The organism is Streptomyces sp. NBC_01498, from assembly GCF_036327775.1.
GTDB lineage: Bacteria > Actinomycetota > Actinomycetes > Streptomycetales > Streptomycetaceae > Streptomyces.
In genome coordinates, this window is record NZ_CP109598.1 from 300967 (window position 1) to 319294 (window position 18328).

The following is an 18328-nucleotide window of genomic DNA, read 5'->3' on the forward strand; positions in this document are numbered from 1 at the left end:
CGTGTCCCCCGCCGAGGCGGCGGCAGGCGGAGAACGGGGGCGCGCGATGACCGTTCGGGACGCCACGCACGACACCGTGCACGCCGGCCCGGTGCGAGCCGAGCCGCGCCGGGGCCGGGACCGGCGGGCCCGGGTGATCCGGGCGGCGCCGGGACGCGCCCGGTTCGGCGGCGGTGAGGTGCCGGACGTCGCGGTCGTCGGAGGCGGCATCGCGGGGCTCGCCGCCGCGACGGCACTGGCGGAGCGCGGGGCGGCGGTGACGCTGTTCGAGCGCGAGCAGGGTCTGGGCGGGCGGCTGACCGGCTGGCCGGTCACCCTGGCCGACGGCTCGGCGGCCACGATGAGCCGGGGCTTCCACGCCTTCTTCCGGCAGTACTACAACCTGCGGGAATTGCTCCGGCGGGCCGATCCCGGCCTCGGGGCGCTCGTCGGGCTCCCCGACTACCCGCTGCGCCACGGCGGTTCGGACCTGTACGACAGTTTCGCGCGGGTCCCGCGGACCCCGCCGTGGAGCGCCCTGGGATTCGTCGCGCGCAGCCCCACCTTCGGCTGGCGGGACCTGGCGCGGATGGACCCGCGGGCGGCGCTGCCGCTGCTCGACGTGCGGGTGCCCGGGGTGTACGAGGAACTGGACCGCGTCAGTGCCGAGGACTTCCTGGCCGCGATCCGCTTCCCGGAGGCGGCCCGGCATCTGGCGTTCGAGGTGTTCTCCCGCAGCTTCTTCTGCGATCCGGCCGAACTCTCCGCCGCCGAACTGGTGTTGATGTTCCACATCTACTTCCTGGGATCGAGCGAGGGCCTGCTCTTCGACGTACCGGACGAGCCCTTTCCCGCCGCGCTGTGGGAGCCCCTGGGCCGGTATCTCACCCGGCACGGGGCCGCACTGCGGACGGGTACGGCGGTGGACGAGGTGGCGCCCGCGCCCGGTGGCGGGGTGACCGTGACGGCGGGCGGGCGGCCCCGGCGCTACGACGCGGCCGTCCTCGCCCTGGACGGCGGCGGGCTGCGTCATGTGGTCGCCGATTCACCCCGGTTGTGCGACGAGCGGTGGCGGGCGCGGATCGGTCGGCTGCGCGACGCGCCGCCGTTCCTGGTGTCGCGGCTGTGGCTGGACCGGCCGGTCTCCGCCGAACGGCCGGGCTTCCTCGGGACGAGCGGTTACGGCGGGCTGGACAATGTGAGCGTGCTGGAGCGCTGGGAGGGCGAGGCGGCGCGGTGGGCGGCGAAGAACGGCGGCTCGGTGGTGGAGCTGCACGCGTACGCCGTCGCCCCCGGCACCGACCGGGACCACCGGCAGCGGCTGCTGGTGGAGCAGTTGCACCGGGTGTATCCGGAGACCCGGGACGCGGGGATCGTGGACGCGCGGCACGAGTGGCGGTCGGACTGTCCGCTGTTCCCGGTGGGCGGTTACGGCGACCGTCCCACCGTCCGTACGCCGGACCCGGCCGTGGTGGTGGCGGGTGACCTGATCCGGACGGACCTGCCGGTGGCACTGATGGAGCGGGCGGCGACCACGGGGTTCCTGGCCGCGAACACATTGCTGGAGCGCTGGGGCGTACGGGGCCAGACGCTGTGGACCGTGCCCGACCGTGGACGGTCGGCGGCACTGCGCGCACTGGCGCGACTGGCCCGGCACTGACCGGCGCGGGAAGCGAGCGGAATCGACCGCCGCACCGCACGCCACCGACACGGCACCGGCCTCGCCCCCTCGCCCCACGAAGGACCGCACCCGACCGTGGACGGTCGGCGGCACTGCGCGCACTGGCGCGACTGGCCCGGCACTGACCGGCGCGGGAAGCGAGCGGAATCGACCGCCGCACCGCACGCCACCAACACGGCACCGGCCTCGCCCCCTCGCCCCGCGTGGGCCCTACCCGGGGAAGCGCCCCGTCGCCCGCAGCTGCCGACGGCGTTCCGCGTACGCGAGGTCGTCGCGCCACAGGCGGCCGGCCACCGCGCGCATCAGCGGGCGCAGGACGGGTGCGGCGGCGCGGGCGGCCCTGAAGCCCGGCCGGTCGGAGGCCGCGACGACCGCCTCCACGACGGCGGTACGCGGCCGGCCCCGGTCGTCGGTGCCGAGCGGGGTGGCATGGGTCTCCACGACCGAGCCCCGGCCCTCGCCCTCCGTGACGCGCATGACGACGGTGCGTGGGCCGGGTGCCGTGAACACCGCCCGTACGGGGACCACGGCCCGCCCGGCGACCTTGAAGGAGACGTCCACGGCGAAGCCGTCGTCCGCGTCGGAGTCGTGGGTGTCCGGCTCCGGGGTGGCGAGGACGGTGAGATCCACGAAGGAGTACGGGTGGAGCCAGGCACCGTGCCAGGGGTCGAGCCGGTTGGCCACCACGTCCTCGGGCTCGCACACCCCGAAGCCGGTGTAGACGGCGTCGACAGCCGGTGCCGAGGGGCGGGGCGGCAGGACGGGCCGGTCCAACGGCGGTTCCCCGCCCGCCCGGTCGAGCCGCACCCAGGCCAACACCCCGTCGTCGTAGGCCGGGTAGGGCTCCCAGCCCGCGAACGGCCCACCGTCCAGGGCCAGTCCGTGCCAGTGGCAGATCAGGGTGCCGTGGCACACCCGGCCGTCCTTGAGGGGCGCGCCCAGATGAGGACACGCTCCCGGGCCCGCCACCAGCTTGCCCGATCCGTCGCGCCACACGACCAGTTCGGTGCCCGCGACGGTACGGCCGAGGGGACGGCCGGGGCGTACGTCGCGGGCGGCGCCGATCACGTACCAGTTGCCCGAGGGCCGGGCCAGCGCCCGCTTCAGCGCCCCGGCGATCAGCGCGGGCCGCGCCTCGCGCCAACTCGGCTCCTGCTCGGCCCAGTTGACGGGGCCGCGACGCAGTCGCAGCGGAAACCGCCCGCGCCGCCCACCGGACTCCCCGGGCTCGCCGCGCTCAAGGGACCCACCGCGCTCACCGGCCGGGCCGTCCGCCGAGCCGTCCGCCGGGCCGTCGTCGTGGGCCCTCATGCCACCCCCTCGGGCACGGACTCGGCCCGCTCCCGCGTCCGTTGTACGCCTCCGGCGGGTCGGCCGGGCCCGGTCACGGTGCCCCGCGCGTGACCGGCCGCCCTGCGCCGGGCCGCCGCCAGCCGTACCAGCCCGTCGACGGCCACGGCGGCACGCCGTCGGCGCGGCACGGCGGCGCGGCGGTGCAGGACCGCGTACCCGTCGTCGGCGACGGCGTCCAGAATCCCGCCGTACAGCACGAACGCCGTGCGGATACAGGGCCGGGCAACGGGGTCGAGCATGCCGAGGCCCGGCGCCGCCAGGCGGTAGACGCCCCGGGTCAGGGCGACGGCGTCCCGCAGCGCGAGCGTGATCCGCCGGTCCCGGAAGCCTCCGGCCCGGCTCCACTCCAGCAGGTCGCGGTCGACGCCGTGGGCGGCGAGCAGATCGGCGGGCAGATAGATCCGGCCCCGGTCGAGATCCTCGCCGACGTCCCTGACGAAGTTGGTCAGCTGGAAGGCGACTCCGAGCGCGGCGGCGTGCGGGGCGGCCGTCCCGCGCGGGACGACGGTGCCGAGCACCGGCAGCATCTGGAGGCCGATCACGGCGGCCGAGCCGTGCATGTAGCGGTCCAGGTCGTCGTAGGTGGCGTAGTCCGTGACCGTCAGGTCGCTGCGCATGGAGGCCATGAAGTCGGTGAAGAGACGGTGGTCGATGCCGTACACCGCCGCTGTGTGGGCGAGCGCCCCGACCACCGGTTCGGGGCTGCGCCCGGAGCGCAGTCCGGCCGCCAACCGCTCCTGGAGCGCGCCCAGTCGACTCGCGCGTTCGGCGGGTGTCGCGCCCGATCCGAGGTCGTCGACGATGTCGTCGGCCCAGCGGGCGAAGCCGTAGAGGGCGTGGACGGCGGGACGCCGTTCGACCGGCAGGAGGCGGGTCGCGAGGAAGTAGGTCTTGCCGTGGCGGGCGTTGAGCCTGCGGCAGTGGGTGTAGGCGGCGCGCAGGTAGGGGTCCCGGATGCCCGCGGCGGCGAGTTCGCGGTCGGTCATACGCGCCGTCCTCCCCGGGCCCGGCCGGGCCGTGGGTCACCGGCGCCGGTGACGCGGGCCGCGGCGAGTTTCCCGGAGATCAGGACGGTGGGGACGCCGACTCCGGGGGTGGTGCCGCAGCCGGCGAGGACGGCGTTCACGGTGCCTCGCACCAGGTTGCGGGGGCGGAAGGGCCCGGTCTGGGCGAAGGTGTGGGCGGCGGAGAACGGGGTGCCCGCCGCGTGTCCCTCGGCGGCCCAGTCGGCGGGGGTGACCAGGCACTCCTCCTCGATGGCCGCGCCGATTCCGTCGAGTCCCCGGCGTTCGAGTTCGGTGAGGAGGCTCGCGCGGTAGCGGGGACCGAGCGCGGCCCAGTCCTGGACGCCGGGCCCGATCCGGGTGTTGGGGCAGGGCGCGAGGATGTAGTGGAGATGGCGGCCGGGCGGCGCGAGGGACGGGTCGGTGGCCGTGGGGCGGGTGATGAGCAGGGAGGGGTCGCTCATGAGGCTCCCGGTGCGGGTCAGTTCGCGGAACGTGCCCTGCCAGGCGTGTCCGAACGACAGGGTGTGGTGGCCGAGTCCGGGCCAGGTGCGGTCGGTGCCCGCGTGCAGCACCACGGCGGACGGCGAGTGGCGCAGCGGTACGGCGCGGCGGGGCGCCCGGCCGAGCAGGCGGTAGGTGACGGGCAGGTCGGGGGTGAGGACGACCGCGTCGCAGGGGATGCGTTCCCGGTCCTCGCCCCGGCCGGTGACGACGGCGGTGATCCGGTCGCCGGAGCCACCGCCCGCTACCCGTGCCGTGCCGCGGCCGGACCGTTCCAGGCCGGTCACCTCGTGGCCGTAGCGGAACACGGCGCCCGCGTCCGCCGCCGCGTCCGCCAGGGCCCGGGGCAGGGCGTGCATGCCGCCGCGCGGGAAGTAGACCCCGGCAACGGTGTCCATGTAGGCGATGACGGCGTACGCGGCGAGGGCGCGGGAGGGCGGGACCCCCGCGTACAGGGCCTGGAAGGAGAAGATCCGCCGCAGGCGTTCGTCGCCGAGGAACGACCCGATGCGGGCGTCCAGCCGGCCGAGGCCGCCGAGTGCGGCGAGCCGCAGCAGGTCGGGGTGGAGCAGGCCGAGCGGTGAGTCGAAGTTGGCGTCGATGAAGCGGCCCATCTGGGCGTCGTACAGCTTCTCCAGCCAGTGGCGCAGCCGCCGGTAGCCGTCGGCCTCGCGGGCTCCGGCGAGGCGTTCGACCTCGGCCGCCATCGCGTCTGCGTCGGTGTGGACGTCGAGGGTGCTGCCGTCGGCGAACCGCGCCCGGTAGGCGGGGTGCAGGGGGATCAGGTCGAGCCGGTCGGTGAGTTTGTCGCCGACGGCGGCGAGTGCGTCCTCGACGAGGCCGGGCATGGTGAGGACGGTGGGGCCGGTGTCGATGCGGTAGCCGCCCCGTTCGATCAGCCCGGCCCGGCCGCCGGGCCCGGTGCCGCGCTCCACGACGGTGACGGCGCGGCCGGCGCCGAGGAGGTGCAGGGCGGCGGAGAGCCCGGCGAGTCCGGCGCCGACCACGACGACGTGGTCCGTGGGTCCGGGGAGGGTTCTCATCGGCCGCCGCCGGGGGACGCGGCGAGGAGCGCCGCACGCGGATCCGGTCCTGCTGCCGGGGGCGCGGGGCCGGTGGCACCCGTGACGGCGTGGAAGAGGGCGCCGAGCCGGTGGCGCGCGGCGGGATCGAGGGGGACGGCCGCCAGCCGGCGGGCGCTGTGCGCGGCGAGGCGTTCGATCTTGGCGTCCACGTGGTCCTTCGCGCCGGTGTCGACGAGTACGGTTCTGATCAGGTCCATGTCGCCCTCGGAGAGGCTCCGGTCGCCGAGCGCGCCGTCGAGGAGCGTGCGGGACGCGGTGTCGCCGTGGGCCTCGGCGCGTGCGCGTGCGACGGCGACGAGGTAGGTGAGTTTGCCCTCGCGGATGTCGTCGCCGCTGGGTTTGCCGGTGGCCGCCGGGTCGCCGAAGACGCCGAGGAGGTCGTCGCGGAGCTGGAAGGCGATCCCGGCGCAGCGGCCCGCGGCCCGCAGGCCGCCGGAGGTGGTCTCGTCCGCGCCGGCCAGCGCGGCGCCGAGGGCGAGCGGCCGTTCGACGGTGTAGAGGGCGGTCTTGAGGCACGCGGCGCGTATCGCCCGGACCGCCGAGCGGGAGCCGGTGGCCTGGTTGTGCAGGTCGAGGTACTGGCCGGCGACCATCTCCGTGCGCATCGCCCGCCACACCTCGTGGACCCGCAGGCGTGGTCCGGGGGCGAGGTCCGCGTCGCCGAGCGTGTCGTCCGCCCAGGCCAGGGCGAGGTCCCCGACGAGGACGGCGGCTGCCGTGCCGAAGGGGACGGCTCCGCCGGGCCGGGCGCCGGGCCCCGGCAGGGTGTCGTGGCGCGCGGCGGTGCCGGTGTGCGTGGCGAAGTCGGTGTGGACGGCGGGACGACCGCGCCGCAGCGGGGAGCCGTCCATCACGTCGTCGTGCACGAGGGCGCAGGTCTGGATCAGTTCGAGACCGGCGGCGACCCGCAGGACGGGTCCGGTCGCGATGCCGTCGCCGCCGCAGGCGCGCAGGCCCCACCACAGGAACTGCGAGCGGATACGCCGCCCGCCGCGCAGGGTGAAGTCCGCGACCCGCTGGGCGACGTCGCGTGCGAAGACGGCGTCGGTCTCGGCCGCGTCCCGGACCCGGTCGGCCAGGACGTGGGCCAGTTCGCGTTCGACGGCCGCCGCCACGTCGTGGTCGACGGTCTCCCGGGTGACGCCGTCCGTGGGCGGGCCGTCCGGCCGTGAGGTGCCGCGCTGTCCTTCGGAGGGTCGTGTCCCGGCCCCGGTGCGGCGCATCGCGTGTCCTCTCCTGGCGTCGGCCGGCCGTCTTCCACCGCTCATTCGGATCGGGCGGGACGTTCGGATGCGCCGGCCCCGGCGCGATTGCGGTGGTTCGGCCCGATACGGCTCGGTACGGCTGCGGTGGTACGGCTCGGTTGGTGCGACGGCGCCCGTACGGCTCCGCCGGTGCGGGTCCGGTGTACGGCTCGTTGGTACTGATCCGGTGACGCGCCTCAGTCCACCACGGTCGTCCGCCGCGCGCCGGGGCGCCGCGTCAGCGGTGCGCCCTTCGGGTGACACGGCGTCCGGCGACTCCCCCGGCCGGGTGTCCGGCGGAGGCCGAGGGCCCGTGGGGCAGCGTGCCGGCGGGTCTCCGTCGGCACCGTCACACGGACGGCCCACCGAGGTCTCCGGGGACGTTCGCCCACGCCACACACGCACGCCATACGCCGCGCGCCGCATCCGGACGGCCCGGACGGACGGAACAACGGGCGCGGAACAACGAGCCCGAAACACCAGGTTCGGGGCAAGAGCACAGAACACACACCCGGCACGGAACAACGGCACGGACCCAGCTGAGGAGAAGAACCACCATGACCGTCTCGGTCGTCCTGTTCACCAGCGACCTGCGCCTGCACGACAACCCCCCGCTGCACGCCGCCGTCACGGGCGCCGACGAGGTGGTACCGCTGTTCGTGCTGGACGAGGCCATCGTCTCGGCCGGGTTCGCCACGCCCAACCGGCGCGCGTTCCTCGCCGACTGTCTGACCGATCTCGACGCGGGGCTCCGGGAGCGCGGCGGCCGGCTCGTCGTACGCGCCGGAGACGTGGTCGAGGAGACCCGCAAGGTCGCCGCCGAGACCGGCGCGGGCGAGGTACGGACGGCGGGCGGGGTCAGCCGGTACGCCCAGCGCCGGGAGGAACGGCTGCGGGCCGCCCTGGAGTCCGACGGGCGGACGCTGCACGTCCACGACGCCACGCTCACGGTGCTGCCGCCGGGTGCCGTCACGCCGGGCGGCTCGGACCACTTCGCGGTCTTCACCCCGTACTTCCGCCGCTGGTCCCAGGAGCGCCCGCGCGACGTGCTCGGGGCGCCCCGGACCGTACGGGTGCCGGAGGGCGTGGCCTCCGTGCCGGTGCCGAGGCGGGCGGACACGCCCGGCGTCTCGGAGGGTCTCGCCGAGGGCGGTGAGTCGGCGGGCCGGGCGCGCCTCGCCGCGTGGCGGCGGTCGGGGCTGGCGACGTACGAGGACGGCCACGACGACCTGGCCGGTGACGTGACCTCGCGGCTCTCGCCGTATCTGCACTTCGGCGCCCTGTCCCCCACCGAAGTCGTGCGGCGGGCCCGCCGGGTGGGCGGGGCGGGCGCGGAGGCGTTCGTCCGGCAGGTGTGCTGGCGGGACTTCCACCACCAGGTGCTGGCCGCCCGGCCCGAGGTGTCGTGGGCCGACTACCGCACCAAGCACGACCGCTGGCGGTCGGAGCGGTCCGCCCGCACGGAGGTGACGGCGTGGAAGGAAGGCCGTACGGGCTATCCCGTGGTGGACGCGGCCATGCGCCAGTTGCGCCACGAGGGGTGGATGCACAACCGGGGCCGGCTGCTCACCGCGAGCTTCCTCACGAAGACCCTGTACGTGGACTGGCGTGTCGGCGCGCGCCACTTCCTGGAGTTCCTGGTGGACGGCGACATCGCCAACAACCAGCTCAACTGGCAGTGGATGGCGGGCACGGGCACGGACTCGCGCCCCAACCGGGTGCTCAACCCGGTGACGCAGGCCAGGCGGTACGACCCGGACGGCGGCTATGTCCGTCGCTGGGTACCGGAGTTGGCCGGGCTGGCGGGCCCGGCGGTCCACGAGCCGTGGAAACTGCCGGACGCGGAGCGGGCCCGGTACGACTACCCGGCGCCGCTGCTGGAGCTGGCCGAGGGCCGGGACCGGTTCCAGCGGGCGCGCGGGAAGGGCTGAACGGCCGGGCCCTCGCGAGGTCTACCGGCCGAGGTCCCGCAGGATCTCGCGGGCCGCGCGGGCCCCGGACGCCAGCGCCCCCTGGACGGAGCCGGTCGTGCGGTGGTCGCCGCACACGTAGCGGCCCGGCCGGACCCGGGAGGTCCGGGTGAGCGGCTGGGGCGGCGCCATGGCGGGCAGCGCGTCCTGGATGGTGCGCGCCGCGAGCAGGTCCCAGCCGGCCGTGTCCGTCTCGTACGCCTCCGCGAGCGCGTCCCGCAGCGCGCGTTCCCGGCCCTCGGTGTCCGCGCCGAGGACGGAGGTCGCGACGAGCGCGGCCCCGGCGGGCGCGTAGCCCGGCACCACCTCGCTCAGGACACAGCTGTTGAGGTAACGCAGCCGGGTGTCGGTGAGCAGCGTCGGCCGGTCCAGCGGCGGGCGCGGGACGGTGTGGAAGTACGTGGTGACCACGCGGTAGGGCGGCACGAGGAGTCGGGGCAGCAGACGTACGGCGGGTCGCGGCCCGGTCGCGACGACCACGACGGGCGCGCCGCGCGTGGTGCCGTCGGCCAGCTGGACCCCGTCGTCGGTGAGCCGGTCGACGGGCGACTCGAACCGTACGGTGCCCGGCGGCAGCGCGTCGGCCAGCTGCCGGGGCACCGCGCCGATCCCGTCCGTGGGAAGACAGAGCGTGCCGCGCAGCATGCTCCGCCAGACCAGATGGAAGACGCGGCTGGACGTCTCCAGTTCGTCCTCCAGGAACACGCCGGAGAGGAACGGCCGGAAGAACAGGCCGGTGAACTCCTCGGAGATCCCGGCGGCGGCGAGGGCCGTCCGGGTGGTGTGCTCCTCGGCCCGTTTCAGTGGCCCCACGGGTCCGAGCATGTCGCGGGCAGCGAGCGCGCCGAGGGCGAGCAGATCGCGGGGCGTGGCCGGGCGGTCGCGCAGCAGGCTTCGGGCCGCGCGCGGCGCGCGGGTGGGGTCGGTGAAGGCGATCCTGCCCCGGTCGGTGTGGACGAGGACGCCCGGGGTGAACGGACGCAGCCGGAGGTCACGCAGCGCCAGGCGCCGTTTGGCCTGCGGGTAGGAGGTGTTGAACACCTGGAAGCCTCGGTCGACGACGAAGCCGTCGACGCGGTCGGAGCGCATGCGACCGCCCACCCCGTCGGACGCCTCCAGCACGGTGACCTTCAGTCCGGTGGCGAGGAGGTCGTGGGCGCAGGCCAGACCGGCGAGGCCCGCTCCGACCACGAGGACGTCGGGGGTGCCGGGTGATACGGACATGAGGACCGTCCTTCGCGTCGGGGGGAGATCAGCCGGGGGTGGCGTGGGGCGGGGTGCCGGGCGTGTCGTGGGACGGGTGGATACGGCGCGCGCCCCGCGCGCGGTGGTCGTCCCCCGCCTCGGGGCCGGGCGCCGGCGGTTCCGTGCCGTAGAGGCGGGCCAGGGTGGTGAGCGCCTCGCGCAGGCCGTGCGGGCGCGGCATGCCGGGCAGCGGGGGTCCCGCCCAGCCGGGCCCGGCGAGCATGACCTCGGGGCTGCTGCGCGCTCCGCGCACGCCCCAGCTGCCCGCCCCGATGTGCTGGGCCAGCGGGCGGCTCGCCGTCGACCGGGACTGGGACCAGAGGACGACGGCACGGGGGCCGACGCGGCGGGCGGCCTCGTCGAGTGCCGTCGCCGGTACGGCGGCGCCGAACATCCTTGTGGGCAGGCCGTGTTCGGCCAGTACGGCGTTCAGGGCCTCGATCGGCAGGGTGTGCTGCTCACCCGGTACGCAGGCCAGCAGCACCGGCCCGGTGTCGGTCCGCCGGGGCGGGGCCGGCGGGACACGGCGCAGGACGGACGAGATGTGCCAGGACAGCAGGTGCTCGACCTCGACGTATTTGTCCCCGGCGGCCTCCCAGGTGCGGCCCACCGCGCGCAGCGTCGGCACCATCACGTCCTCCCAGGCGTGAAGGAGGCCGTAGGCCGCGACGAACGAGGCGAGCAGTTCGTCCACGAGGGGCGCGTCCAGGCGTACGGCGGCGCGGGAGAGGCCCCGGCAGTCCGACCGGACGTTCCCGAGCGGGAGCACCCGAGCGGTCGACGGGCGACGGGCGCCCGGCGTCGGCGTCACCGGCCCGGTTGCCGGAGCGGACCGGGTCGTGAGGCCGAACGGGACGGCGACGGATGGCACGGAGGTGGACGTGGACGAGAACGGGGCGGGCGGACCCGGCGGTGCGGCGGGCCGGTCGCGGGCCGCGCGGGCGGCCTCGGCGGGCGGCACCCCGGCGGCGGTCAGCCGGCACATCTCTTCGAGCATGGCGACGTCGGCGGGTGTCCAGCGGCGGTGCCGGCCGTCCTCGCGCGCGGCGGGCCCGATGCCGTAACGGCGGTCCCAGGAGCGGAGCGTGGTCGGCGAGACGCCGAGTCTGCGGGCCACCGCTCCGGTGGAGACGCCCGCCTCGGAGGCGGCGTCGTCCCCCGCGCCCTCTGCCGGACCGGCCAACGGGCCCCGGACCTCGTACACGGATTCGCTCACCTGATCACTCTACGAGTCGGCGCCGACACGCGGCGGCGTGAGCGGCATCCGGGCCCGGGGTGTTGTCCGGGTGCCCGGGTCCTGTCCGGGCCGTCGCCCCGCCGGTCCCGTAGCCAGGGTCCCGGCCTCCCGTACGCCCGGGTCCCGGCCGCGCGGGGCCCGGGTCCGGGCGGTCAGCCACGGGGGCGGGGCGTGCTGTCGTGTTCCGGCTCCAGACAGCCGCGCAGCCGGTGCAGGCCGCGGCGCACATGGCTCTTGACGGTGCCCAGCGGCAACCCGGTGCGCTCGGCGATCTGGACCTGGGTGAGGTCGTCGAAGAACGCCAGGGCGAGCAGCCGTCGTTGGGCCTGGGGCAGCGTCTCCAGGGCGCGCAGCACCAGTAATCGGTCCAGGACCGCCTCGGGGCGGTCGCCGGGGCGTTCCACGCGGGTCTCGGCGGCGGCGGTCGCCGCGGCGACGAGTTCGGTGCGGCGGGTACGGGCGGCGAGGGCGTCGACGATCTTCCGGCGGGCGATGCCGACGACCCAGGCGCCGACCGGCCCGCGTTCCGGGCGGTAGCCGGCCCGTCCCCGCCACACGCCCAGAAAGACCTGCTGGGTGATGTCCTCGGCCTCTTTCGCGTCGCCCAGCGCGCGGGTGGCCAGGGCGTGCACCAGTGGTCCCCAGCGGTGGTACGCGTCGGCCAGGGCATCCGGGTCGCCGCGTGTCAGGGCGGCGGCGATGTCCGCCTCGGCGCGGCTCTCCCCGGCCGGCTCCGGTACGCGGGACCGGGTGGCCGGATCGGCGTACGGCGTGTTCACAGGGGCTCCTTGTGCCGGGGAGCCGCCCGGCCGGCGCGTACGGGCGGCGGAGACAGGGCCACTCTCACGAAACCGATGCGAGAGGAGCAATTCGCATCGTTTCTGCATCGACTGACCCTCGAAGCGACGCACCAGCGACGCACGAACGACGCGGCGGACCGGTGTCCGGAGCAGCTGGACGGGCGCCCCGGGAGCGCCCGGACGAGGGCGCCCCGCCCGTTGCGGGACAAGGCCGGGCGGGTCGTCGGGGCGGGGGTCGTGACCGGCGGGCACGGGCGGGAGCGAGGCGGGCAGGGCGCTGTCACGACATGCCCGTCGCGCGGGGTCGTGCGAACGTGAGGGGTGTCGTCCGACCGGACGGCTGAGGCAGGACAGTGGCCGTGCGGAGACCCCGCGCGTCCGACGTTCCCGCGTTTACCGCAGGAGGAGTCCCCCCATGAACATCTCCCGCAACGCTTCCGGCCCCCGTGGCCCGCGCGGCTCCCGCGCCCGCCGCACGGCGGTGGCGGTCTGCGCCGCCGTGGCTCTCCCCGTCTCGCTGGGAGTTCTGGCGCCCCAGGCTTCCGCGGCCCCCGCCGCGTCGGACCCGTTCGGCCCCGCGTGTGCGTCCCTCCCCCAGTCGGGTGCGGGCAGCGCGGCGTCCATGGCGTCGAAGCCGGTGGCGACCGCCGCCGCCGAGAATCCGGAACTGTCCACGCTGACAGCGGCGTTGGAGAGGGCCGGACTGATCGACACCCTCAACAACGCGAAGAACCTGACGGTGTTCGCGCCGACGAACGCGGCGTTCGAGAAGATCCCGAAGGCGGACCTCGACGCGCTGCTCGCCAACAAGGCGGAGTTGACCAAGGTGCTGACCTACCACGTGGTGGGCGAGAAGATCAGCAAGTCGCAGCTGGCGAACGGCACGTTCACGACGATGGAGGGCAGCACCCTCTCGACGTCGGGTTCGGGCTCGGCGTTCAAGGTCAACGACGCGGCGAACATCGTGTGCGGTGACGTCACGACGTCGAACGCGACGGTCAACCTCATCGACACGGTGCTGATGCCCAAGTAGGGGCGACACGGCACCGATCCGGGCCCCGGCCCCGTTCTCCCGGCCACGGGAGAGCGGGGCCGGTCCGCGTGCCGGTCCGCGTGCCGGTGCCGGTCCGCACGCCACGGGCGGCCGGGATGACGGGCGGGCCATCGCTCAGGACGTGCCGACGGGGGCGGTTCGGGCTGCCGCTCCCGCTCGGGCGGCCGACGCGGGGGGCGCCGCCGGTGCCGCAGGTGTTGTCTGTGCCGCGTGTGCCGCCGGTGACAGATACACCCGGCAGTCGCGCAGCCCCGGCAGGTTCGTGATCCGCGCGGCCCGCCAGCCGCGCGCGTACGCCGGTGGCCCGGCCGATCCCGCCACCACGAACGCCACCGGCCGCTCACGCCCCAGGGCCACCAGCCCGGCGGGGGTGATGCTCCCGTCGTGGCCGCCGGTCTGCCGCGACGCGCAGCCGGCCCGGAAGGCGACCCGGATCGCCTCCATGCCGCTGACCACACACGGCGGCCGGACGCCCAGGCGCGCCAACTCGGCGGTCACCGTGTCGAGTCGCACGCGGTCGGCGCGCCCGCGCTCCACCCGGTCGGCGACGACGGTCCCCTGCACCCACAGATGCGCGACGGCCGCCGCAACCAGCAGCCCCACCACCAGCGGACGGGGCCGGGCGGCCCTGGCCAGCCGGGTCAGGAAAAGCGCGACCGGCAGCGCGAACAGCGCGTACACCGGCAGCAGGAAGCGCGGCGCGGCGTACCCGATCAGCAGCAGGTACTGCGCGGCCATCGAGAGTCCGACCAGTGTCGGCACCAGCACGAGCGGCAGCCGCCGCAGCCGCGCGGCGGCCAGCACCCCGCCGAGCGTGAGCAGCGGCAGGGCGAACCACCAGATCGCGGTGGCCGGGCGGCGCCACCGCGAGGAGCAGGGACGGCAGAGCAGCCGCCCGTCGAGCGCGCGCATGTGGTCGCCGAAGACGAGGTTCCAGCCGAGATGGCCCTGGATCTCGCTGGCCCGCGCGAGCCGGGTGAAGAGTCCGCCGTAACTGACGTACGCCTCGACGATCCACTCCGCGCTGCCGATCGCCCCGCCCGCGGCGAGCGCCGTCAGCAGGGCGCCCCGGCGCCACCGGCCGACGGCGAGTGCGACGAGCGCGAGAGGCGCGCTGAGCCAGAAGGCGTCGGTGGGGCGCATGAGCGCGACGAACGCGACGGCGACACCGAGGCCGACGAGCGCCGCGCGGTCGGTGCGGTCGCGCGCGGCCCTGAGGAAGAGGCCGACGGCGGCGAGACAGCCGAGGGCGACCCAGAGGTTCGGCATGACCTGGGGACCGTAGAAGAGAGTGATCCACAGTCCGGCGAACAGGGCGCCGGCCAGGGCGAGTACGGAGGCGGGCAGCAGGCGCCGCCACACCCACAGGGCGAGGAGGAGTCCGCCGCCGGAGAGCAGCGCCAGATACACCCGGAGCGCTGCGACGGAGTCGGTGAGCGAGGTCACCGGGGCGACGAGGAAGGTGATGCCCCGCGCGCGGGGGGCGCTGAAGAACGCGGTGTCGGAGGCGGCGCGGCTGACCTGGCTGGTGTAGACCGTCTCGTCCCAGCCGAGCCCGGATCCCGGTACGAGGAAGACGAGTTGGACGAGGGTGTACACGCTCGCGACGACCGCCGGCCAGAGGAAGCCGCCGTCGGCCGTCCAGTCCCGGAGGACCTGGCGGGCCGGTCGGCGGCTCGTCTCTGGCAGGCCGGTCGCGACGGCCTTGGTCTGAGTCATGGCCCAAAGCTGCCCGCCCGGGTCCCGCCGGGCCGACGGGACACGCCACAGGGCGAATATTAAGAAACCGCATCTAAAGCATATGAATCACTCGATGGGTGGCTTGTCGGCCCGTCAGGATGACGTCGGCACGTCAGGGCCCGCGACCATGCGGCGCGCCAACCGGACGATGTGGGACCGCAGTTCGGTGTCGTCGTCGGCCGCCGGGCCGAGGATCAGCCGGGCGATCTGGGGAAACGCGGTGGGCAGGACGGCGAGCCCGATGAGGGCGAGGAGCGTGCTCGCCGCCGCGCCGTCGGAGCCGGAGCCGCCGTCGGAAGCGGAACCGGAGCCGCCGTCGGAGCCGGAGCCGAGGGTCTCGGAGAGCGTCCCGACCATCTCGCGGTAGCGGGCCCCGCGCGGCTGTTCGTTCGGCAGGCCGTCCCCGTCGTAGTGCAGGGCCTCCCACATCATCAGGCGCAGCAGTTGCGGGTTGCTCCGGTGCAGGTCGTAGATCCGTCCGGCGTACTCGCCGGGGTCGCCGGAGGGCGGTCCGAGCAGCGCGGCGTGCTCGGTCAGGGCCTCGGAGACGACCGCGGCGAAGAGTCCTTCCTTGCTGCCGAAGTAGCCGTAGATCCGCTCCTTGCTGACCCCCGCCCGCTCGGCGATCCGGCCGACACGGGCGCCGCCCATGCCGTGGACGGCGAATTCACCGCGGGCCGCGACGAGCAGCCGGGCACGGGTTCCTGACAGGGATTCGGTGGGCGACATGGCAGAACCCTACATGGCCGACCAGACGGTTGGTTGGCTACGGTGCGCCTCACCGGAACAGCCTCACCGGACGATGGGGCGAGACGAGGAGAGCCGCGCCGATGACGGTCGCAGGGACAGGAACACGAACAGGGACCGGGGCGGACGCCGAGGTGTGGGTGACGGGCCTCGGCGCGACCACACCGCTCGGCGGCGACGCGGCGAGCACCTGGTCGGCGATGTGCGCCGGGGAGAACGGGATCGGCGTGCTGGACGACGACTGGGCGGCGGGACTGCCCGTACGGCTGGCGGCCCGGCTGCGGGTGGACCCGGCCTCGGTGCTGCCCCGGACCGAGGCCCGCCGGCTGGACCGGTGCGAGCAGGCGGCGCTGGTGGCCACCCGTGAGGCGTGGGCCGACGCGGGGCGGCCGGGCGCCGAACCGGAGCGGATCGCCGTGTCGATCGGCACGGGCGTCGGGGGCGTACGGTCGCTGCTCGGCCAGGACGACGTCCTGGAGGCGTCCGGGCCGCGCAAGGTCTCGCCGCACACGGTGCCGATGCTGATGCCCAACGGGCCCGCCGCCCTGGTGAGCATCGACCTGGGGGCGCTCGGCGGGGCACACACCCCGGTGAGCGCGTGCGCGTCGGGCGCCGAGGCGCTGGCGCTGGGGCTCGACCTGATCCGGCTCGGCCGCGCCGACGTGGTGGTGGCGGGCGGGGCGGAGGCGTGTCTGCACGGGCTGCCGCTGGCGGGGTTCGCGCGGATGGGGGCGCTGTCGAGGGCGAACGACGACCCGGCGGGGGCCTCGCGCCCGTTCGACGCGGGACGTGACGGCTTCGTGCTGGGCGAGGGGGCCGCCGTACTGGTGCTGGAGCGCGCGGAGTTCGCGCGTGCGCGGGGCGCCCGTCCGTACGCGGCGCTGGCCGGCGCCGGGGTGACGTCCGGCGCGCGGCACATCACCGCCTCGGACACCACGGGTCAGGTGCGGGCCGTCCGGGCGGCCCTGCGATCGGGCGGGCTGGCTCCGGGGGACGTGGGCCTGGTGCACGCGCACGCGACGTCGACCCCGCAGGGTGATGTCGCCGAGGCGCGGGCGATCGCCGAGGCCGTCGGGGTCCATCCGGTGGTGACCGCGACGAAGTCGATGACGGGGCATCCGCTGGGCGCGGCCGGGGCGCTGGGCGCGCTGGCGACGGTGCTCGCGCTGCGGGACGGGACGGTGCCGCCGACCAGGAATCTCGACACGCTCGACCCGGCGGTCGCTCTCGACGTCGTCGCGGGCGCGCCGCGCCGGGGCGCCTGGACGGCCGGGGTGGCCAATTCCTTCGGCTTCGGCGGCCACAACGTGTCGCTGGCCTTCACCGCTGCCCGGCCGGGGAACTGATGCCTCATTGGACACCGCGCACGGCCGACACGATGATATGACCAGAAGCATCCCCTTTCGTACTCCGGTCGTATCAGGTGAGGACGCAGCGCCCATGCCGCAGCGCACCCCAGGACGGTTGTCGGTAGGACGGTTGTCGGTCGGCTATCTCGGCGCCGCGGTCGTCTTCGCGATCGGCATGCTGGGGACGACGCTTCCCACACCCCTGTACGGGCTCTACCGCGAGAAGCTCGGCTTCTCCGAGTTCATGGTGACGGTCGTGTTCGCCGTCTACGCCTTCGGGGTCATCGCCGTCCTGCTGCTGGCGGGCAACTTCTCCGACCGGGCGGGCCGCCGGCCTGTCCTGTTCGTCGCGCTGGCGCTCTCGGCGGGCAGCGCCGTCTGCTTCCTCACGGAGGGCGGGCTGCCGCTGCTGTTCGCCGGCCGTCTGCTGTCGGGGTTCGCCGCCGGGCTGTTCAGCGGCGCCGCCACCGCCACGGTGATGGAACTGGCCCCGCCCGGCCGGGAGGCCCGTGCGGGGCTGGCCGCCACCGCCGCGAACATGGGCGGTCTCGGCTGCGGCCCGCTGCTCGCGGGGCTGCTCGCGCAGTACGCGCCGTCCCCGCTGAAACTGCCGTTCGTGGCGGCGCTGGTGCTGGTGGGTGTGGGGCTCGTCCTGACGTGGCTCCTTCCCGAGACGGTCGGGCACCGTTCGCGGCGGCCGAGGCTCCGACCGCAGGGGCTGCGGGTCCCGCCGCAGGTGCGGGGCGTCTTCGCCCCGGCGGCGCTGGCCGCGTTCGCGGGTTTCGCGCTGCTGGGTCTGCTGACGGCGGTGTCGCCGACGTTCATCGGGACGACGCTGGGCGAGACCAATCTGGCGGTGTCGGGCGCGGTGGTGTTCTCGGTTTTCCTCGCCTCCACCGTGGGCCAGTCCCTGATGGGCCGGGTGGGCGCGGCCCGCGCGCTGCCGGGCGGCTGTCTGGTGCTGGTGGCCGGGCTCGTCCTGGTGGGGGTGTCGCTGTTCGTGGAGTCGCTGCCGCTGCTGGTGGTCGGTGTGGTGTGCGGCGGGCTCGGTCAGGGGCTGGCGTTCCGCGCGGCGATCACGACCATCGGCGCGGCGGCGCCGCCGGAGGCGCGCGGCGGCACGATCTCGGCGTTCTTCGTCGTCGCGTACATCGGCATCTCCCTGCCGGTCATCGGCATCGGCGCGCTGACCCTGGTGCTGGACCTGCGGGTCGTGGGGCTGATCTTCACGGGCTGTGTGGCGGTGCTGGCCGGGGCCGTCGGGCTGTACGAACTGCGGGAGCTGCGCGTACGGCGCGAGGCGTCCTGACCCGGCGCGCCCACGACCGATCCGAGT

14 protein-coding genes are annotated in these 18328 nt (G+C 75.3%); 5 read left to right on the top strand and 9 right to left on the bottom strand.

All coding sequences use genetic code 11. The features are described from left to right. Positions 1 to 46 precede the first annotated feature (46 nt). Complete coding sequence (locus OG875_RS01025; protein WP_330172289.1) at positions 47 to 1639, top strand: FAD-dependent oxidoreductase; 1593 nt, start codon at positions 47 to 49, stop codon at positions 1637 to 1639. 231 nt (positions 1640 to 1870) lie between these two features. On the opposite strand, the gene OG875_RS01030 is transcribed toward OG875_RS01025, so the two are convergent. From OG875_RS01030 to OG875_RS01045, 4 genes are read right to left on the bottom strand one after another with little or no spacing between them, the layout of a single operon-like run. Continuing rightward, positions 1871 to 2971 carry a DUF5914 domain-containing protein gene (locus tag OG875_RS01030; RefSeq protein ID WP_330172290.1) on the bottom strand — a complete coding sequence of 367 codons (1101 nt, stop codon included), beginning with the start codon at positions 2969 to 2971 and terminating at the stop codon, positions 1871 to 1873. After that, positions 2968 to 3999 (bottom strand): phytoene/squalene synthase family protein, encoded by a 1032-nt coding sequence (locus tag OG875_RS01035; RefSeq protein ID WP_330172291.1) that lies wholly within the window; start codon positions 3997 to 3999, stop codon positions 2968 to 2970. Before OG875_RS01035 ends, OG875_RS01030 begins: the two co-directional genes overlap by 4 nt. Next, positions 3996 to 5564 (bottom strand): phytoene desaturase family protein, encoded by a 1569-nt coding sequence (gene crtI / locus OG875_RS01040; RefSeq protein ID WP_330172292.1) that lies wholly within the window; start codon positions 5562 to 5564, stop codon positions 3996 to 3998. The genes OG875_RS01035 and crtI overlap by 4 nt, the downstream gene beginning before the upstream one ends. Next, positions 5561 to 6829 carry a polyprenyl synthetase family protein gene (locus OG875_RS01045; RefSeq protein WP_330172293.1) on the bottom strand — a complete coding sequence of 423 codons (1269 nt, stop codon included), beginning with the start codon at positions 6827 to 6829 and terminating at the stop codon, positions 5561 to 5563. The genes crtI and OG875_RS01045 overlap by 4 nt, the downstream gene beginning before the upstream one ends. Positions 6830 to 7407: 578 nt before the next feature. On the opposite strand from OG875_RS01045, the gene OG875_RS01050 reads away from it, so the two are divergent. Beyond that, positions 7408 to 8781, top strand: coding sequence for a cryptochrome/photolyase family protein (locus OG875_RS01050; RefSeq protein WP_330172294.1), 1374 nt, complete (start codon positions 7408 to 7410; stop codon positions 8779 to 8781). Positions 8782 to 8802: 21 nt separating this feature from the next. Here the strand turns inward: OG875_RS01050 and OG875_RS01055 are convergent, their stop codons facing one another. The 3 genes from OG875_RS01055 to OG875_RS01065 all read right to left on the bottom strand — a co-directional run bounded on the left by OG875_RS01055 (position 8803) and on the right by OG875_RS01065 (position 12081). Continuing rightward, positions 8803 to 10044, bottom strand: coding sequence for an NAD(P)/FAD-dependent oxidoreductase (locus OG875_RS01055; protein WP_330172295.1), 1242 nt, complete (start codon positions 10042 to 10044; stop codon positions 8803 to 8805). 28 nt (positions 10045 to 10072) lie between these two features. After that, entirely contained in the window at positions 10073 to 11281 is a 1209-nt protein-coding gene (locus OG875_RS01060) for a MerR family transcriptional regulator (RefSeq protein WP_443079038.1), read from the bottom strand. 173 nt (positions 11282 to 11454) lie between these two features. After that, complete coding sequence (locus OG875_RS01065) at positions 11455 to 12081, bottom strand: RNA polymerase sigma factor (RefSeq protein WP_330172296.1); 627 nt, start codon at positions 12079 to 12081, stop codon at positions 11455 to 11457. Positions 12082 to 12517: 436 nt separating this feature from the next. On the opposite strand from OG875_RS01065, the gene OG875_RS01070 reads away from it, so the two are divergent. Then, positions 12518 to 13135: a fasciclin domain-containing protein gene (locus OG875_RS01070; RefSeq protein ID WP_330172297.1), complete on the top strand. Its 618-nt coding sequence runs from the start codon at positions 12518 to 12520 to the stop codon at positions 13133 to 13135. A 135-nt stretch (positions 13136 to 13270) separates the two neighbouring features. Here OG875_RS01070 and OG875_RS01075 read toward each other — a convergent pair whose 3' ends face one another. Both OG875_RS01075 and OG875_RS01080 read right to left on the bottom strand, forming a co-directional pair. Next, on the bottom strand, positions 13271 to 14875 hold the full coding sequence (locus OG875_RS01075) for a hypothetical protein (protein ID WP_330172298.1): 1605 nt from the start codon (positions 14873 to 14875) through the stop codon (positions 13271 to 13273). A 114-nt stretch (positions 14876 to 14989) separates the two neighbouring features. After that, a complete protein-coding gene (locus OG875_RS01080) occupies positions 14990 to 15625 on the bottom strand; it encodes a TetR/AcrR family transcriptional regulator (RefSeq protein WP_330172299.1) in 636 nt (211 codons plus the stop codon). Between the two features lie 101 nt (positions 15626 to 15726). On the opposite strand from OG875_RS01080, the gene OG875_RS01085 reads away from it, so the two are divergent. Both OG875_RS01085 and OG875_RS01090 read left to right on the top strand, forming a co-directional pair. Then, entirely contained in the window at positions 15727 to 16989 is a 1263-nt protein-coding gene (locus tag OG875_RS01085; RefSeq protein ID WP_330172300.1) for a beta-ketoacyl-[acyl-carrier-protein] synthase family protein, read from the top strand. 94 nt (positions 16990 to 17083) lie between these two features. Beyond that, entirely contained in the window at positions 17084 to 18301 is a 1218-nt protein-coding gene (locus tag OG875_RS01090) for an MFS transporter (RefSeq protein WP_330172301.1), read from the top strand. Positions 18302 to 18328 lie beyond the last annotated feature (27 nt).

Excerpts from the sequence above, each read along its gene's own strand:
- crtI (WP_330172292.1), bottom strand. The coding sequence starts at position 5,564 with ATGAGAACCCTCCCCGGACCCACGGACCACGTCGTCGTGGTCGGCGCC.
- OG875_RS01025 (WP_330172289.1), top strand. The coding sequence starts at position 47 with ATGACCGTTCGGGACGCCACGCACGACACCGTGCACGCCGGCCCGGTG.
- OG875_RS01055 (WP_330172295.1), bottom strand. The coding sequence starts at position 10,044 with ATGTCCGTATCACCCGGCACCCCCGACGTCCTCGTGGTCGGAGCGGGC.
- OG875_RS01050 (WP_330172294.1), top strand. The coding sequence starts at position 7,408 with ATGACCGTCTCGGTCGTCCTGTTCACCAGCGACCTGCGCCTGCACGAC.
- OG875_RS01085 (WP_330172300.1), top strand. The coding sequence starts at position 15,727 with ATGACGGTCGCAGGGACAGGAACACGAACAGGGACCGGGGCGGACGCC.
- OG875_RS01080 (WP_330172299.1), bottom strand. The coding sequence starts at position 15,625 with ATGTCGCCCACCGAATCCCTGTCAGGAACCCGTGCCCGGCTGCTCGTC.
- OG875_RS01030 (WP_330172290.1), bottom strand. The coding sequence starts at position 2,971 with ATGAGGGCCCACGACGACGGCCCGGCGGACGGCTCGGCGGACGGCCCG.
- OG875_RS01070 (WP_330172297.1), top strand. The coding sequence starts at position 12,518 with ATGAACATCTCCCGCAACGCTTCCGGCCCCCGTGGCCCGCGCGGCTCC.
- OG875_RS01090 (WP_330172301.1), top strand. The coding sequence starts at position 17,084 with ATGCCGCAGCGCACCCCAGGACGGTTGTCGGTAGGACGGTTGTCGGTC.
- OG875_RS01035 (WP_330172291.1), bottom strand. The coding sequence starts at position 3,999 with ATGACCGACCGCGAACTCGCCGCCGCGGGCATCCGGGACCCCTACCTG.
- OG875_RS01075 (WP_330172298.1), bottom strand. The coding sequence starts at position 14,875 with ATGACTCAGACCAAGGCCGTCGCGACCGGCCTGCCAGAGACGAGCCGC.
- OG875_RS01045 (WP_330172293.1), bottom strand. The coding sequence starts at position 6,829 with ATGCGCCGCACCGGGGCCGGGACACGACCCTCCGAAGGACAGCGCGGC.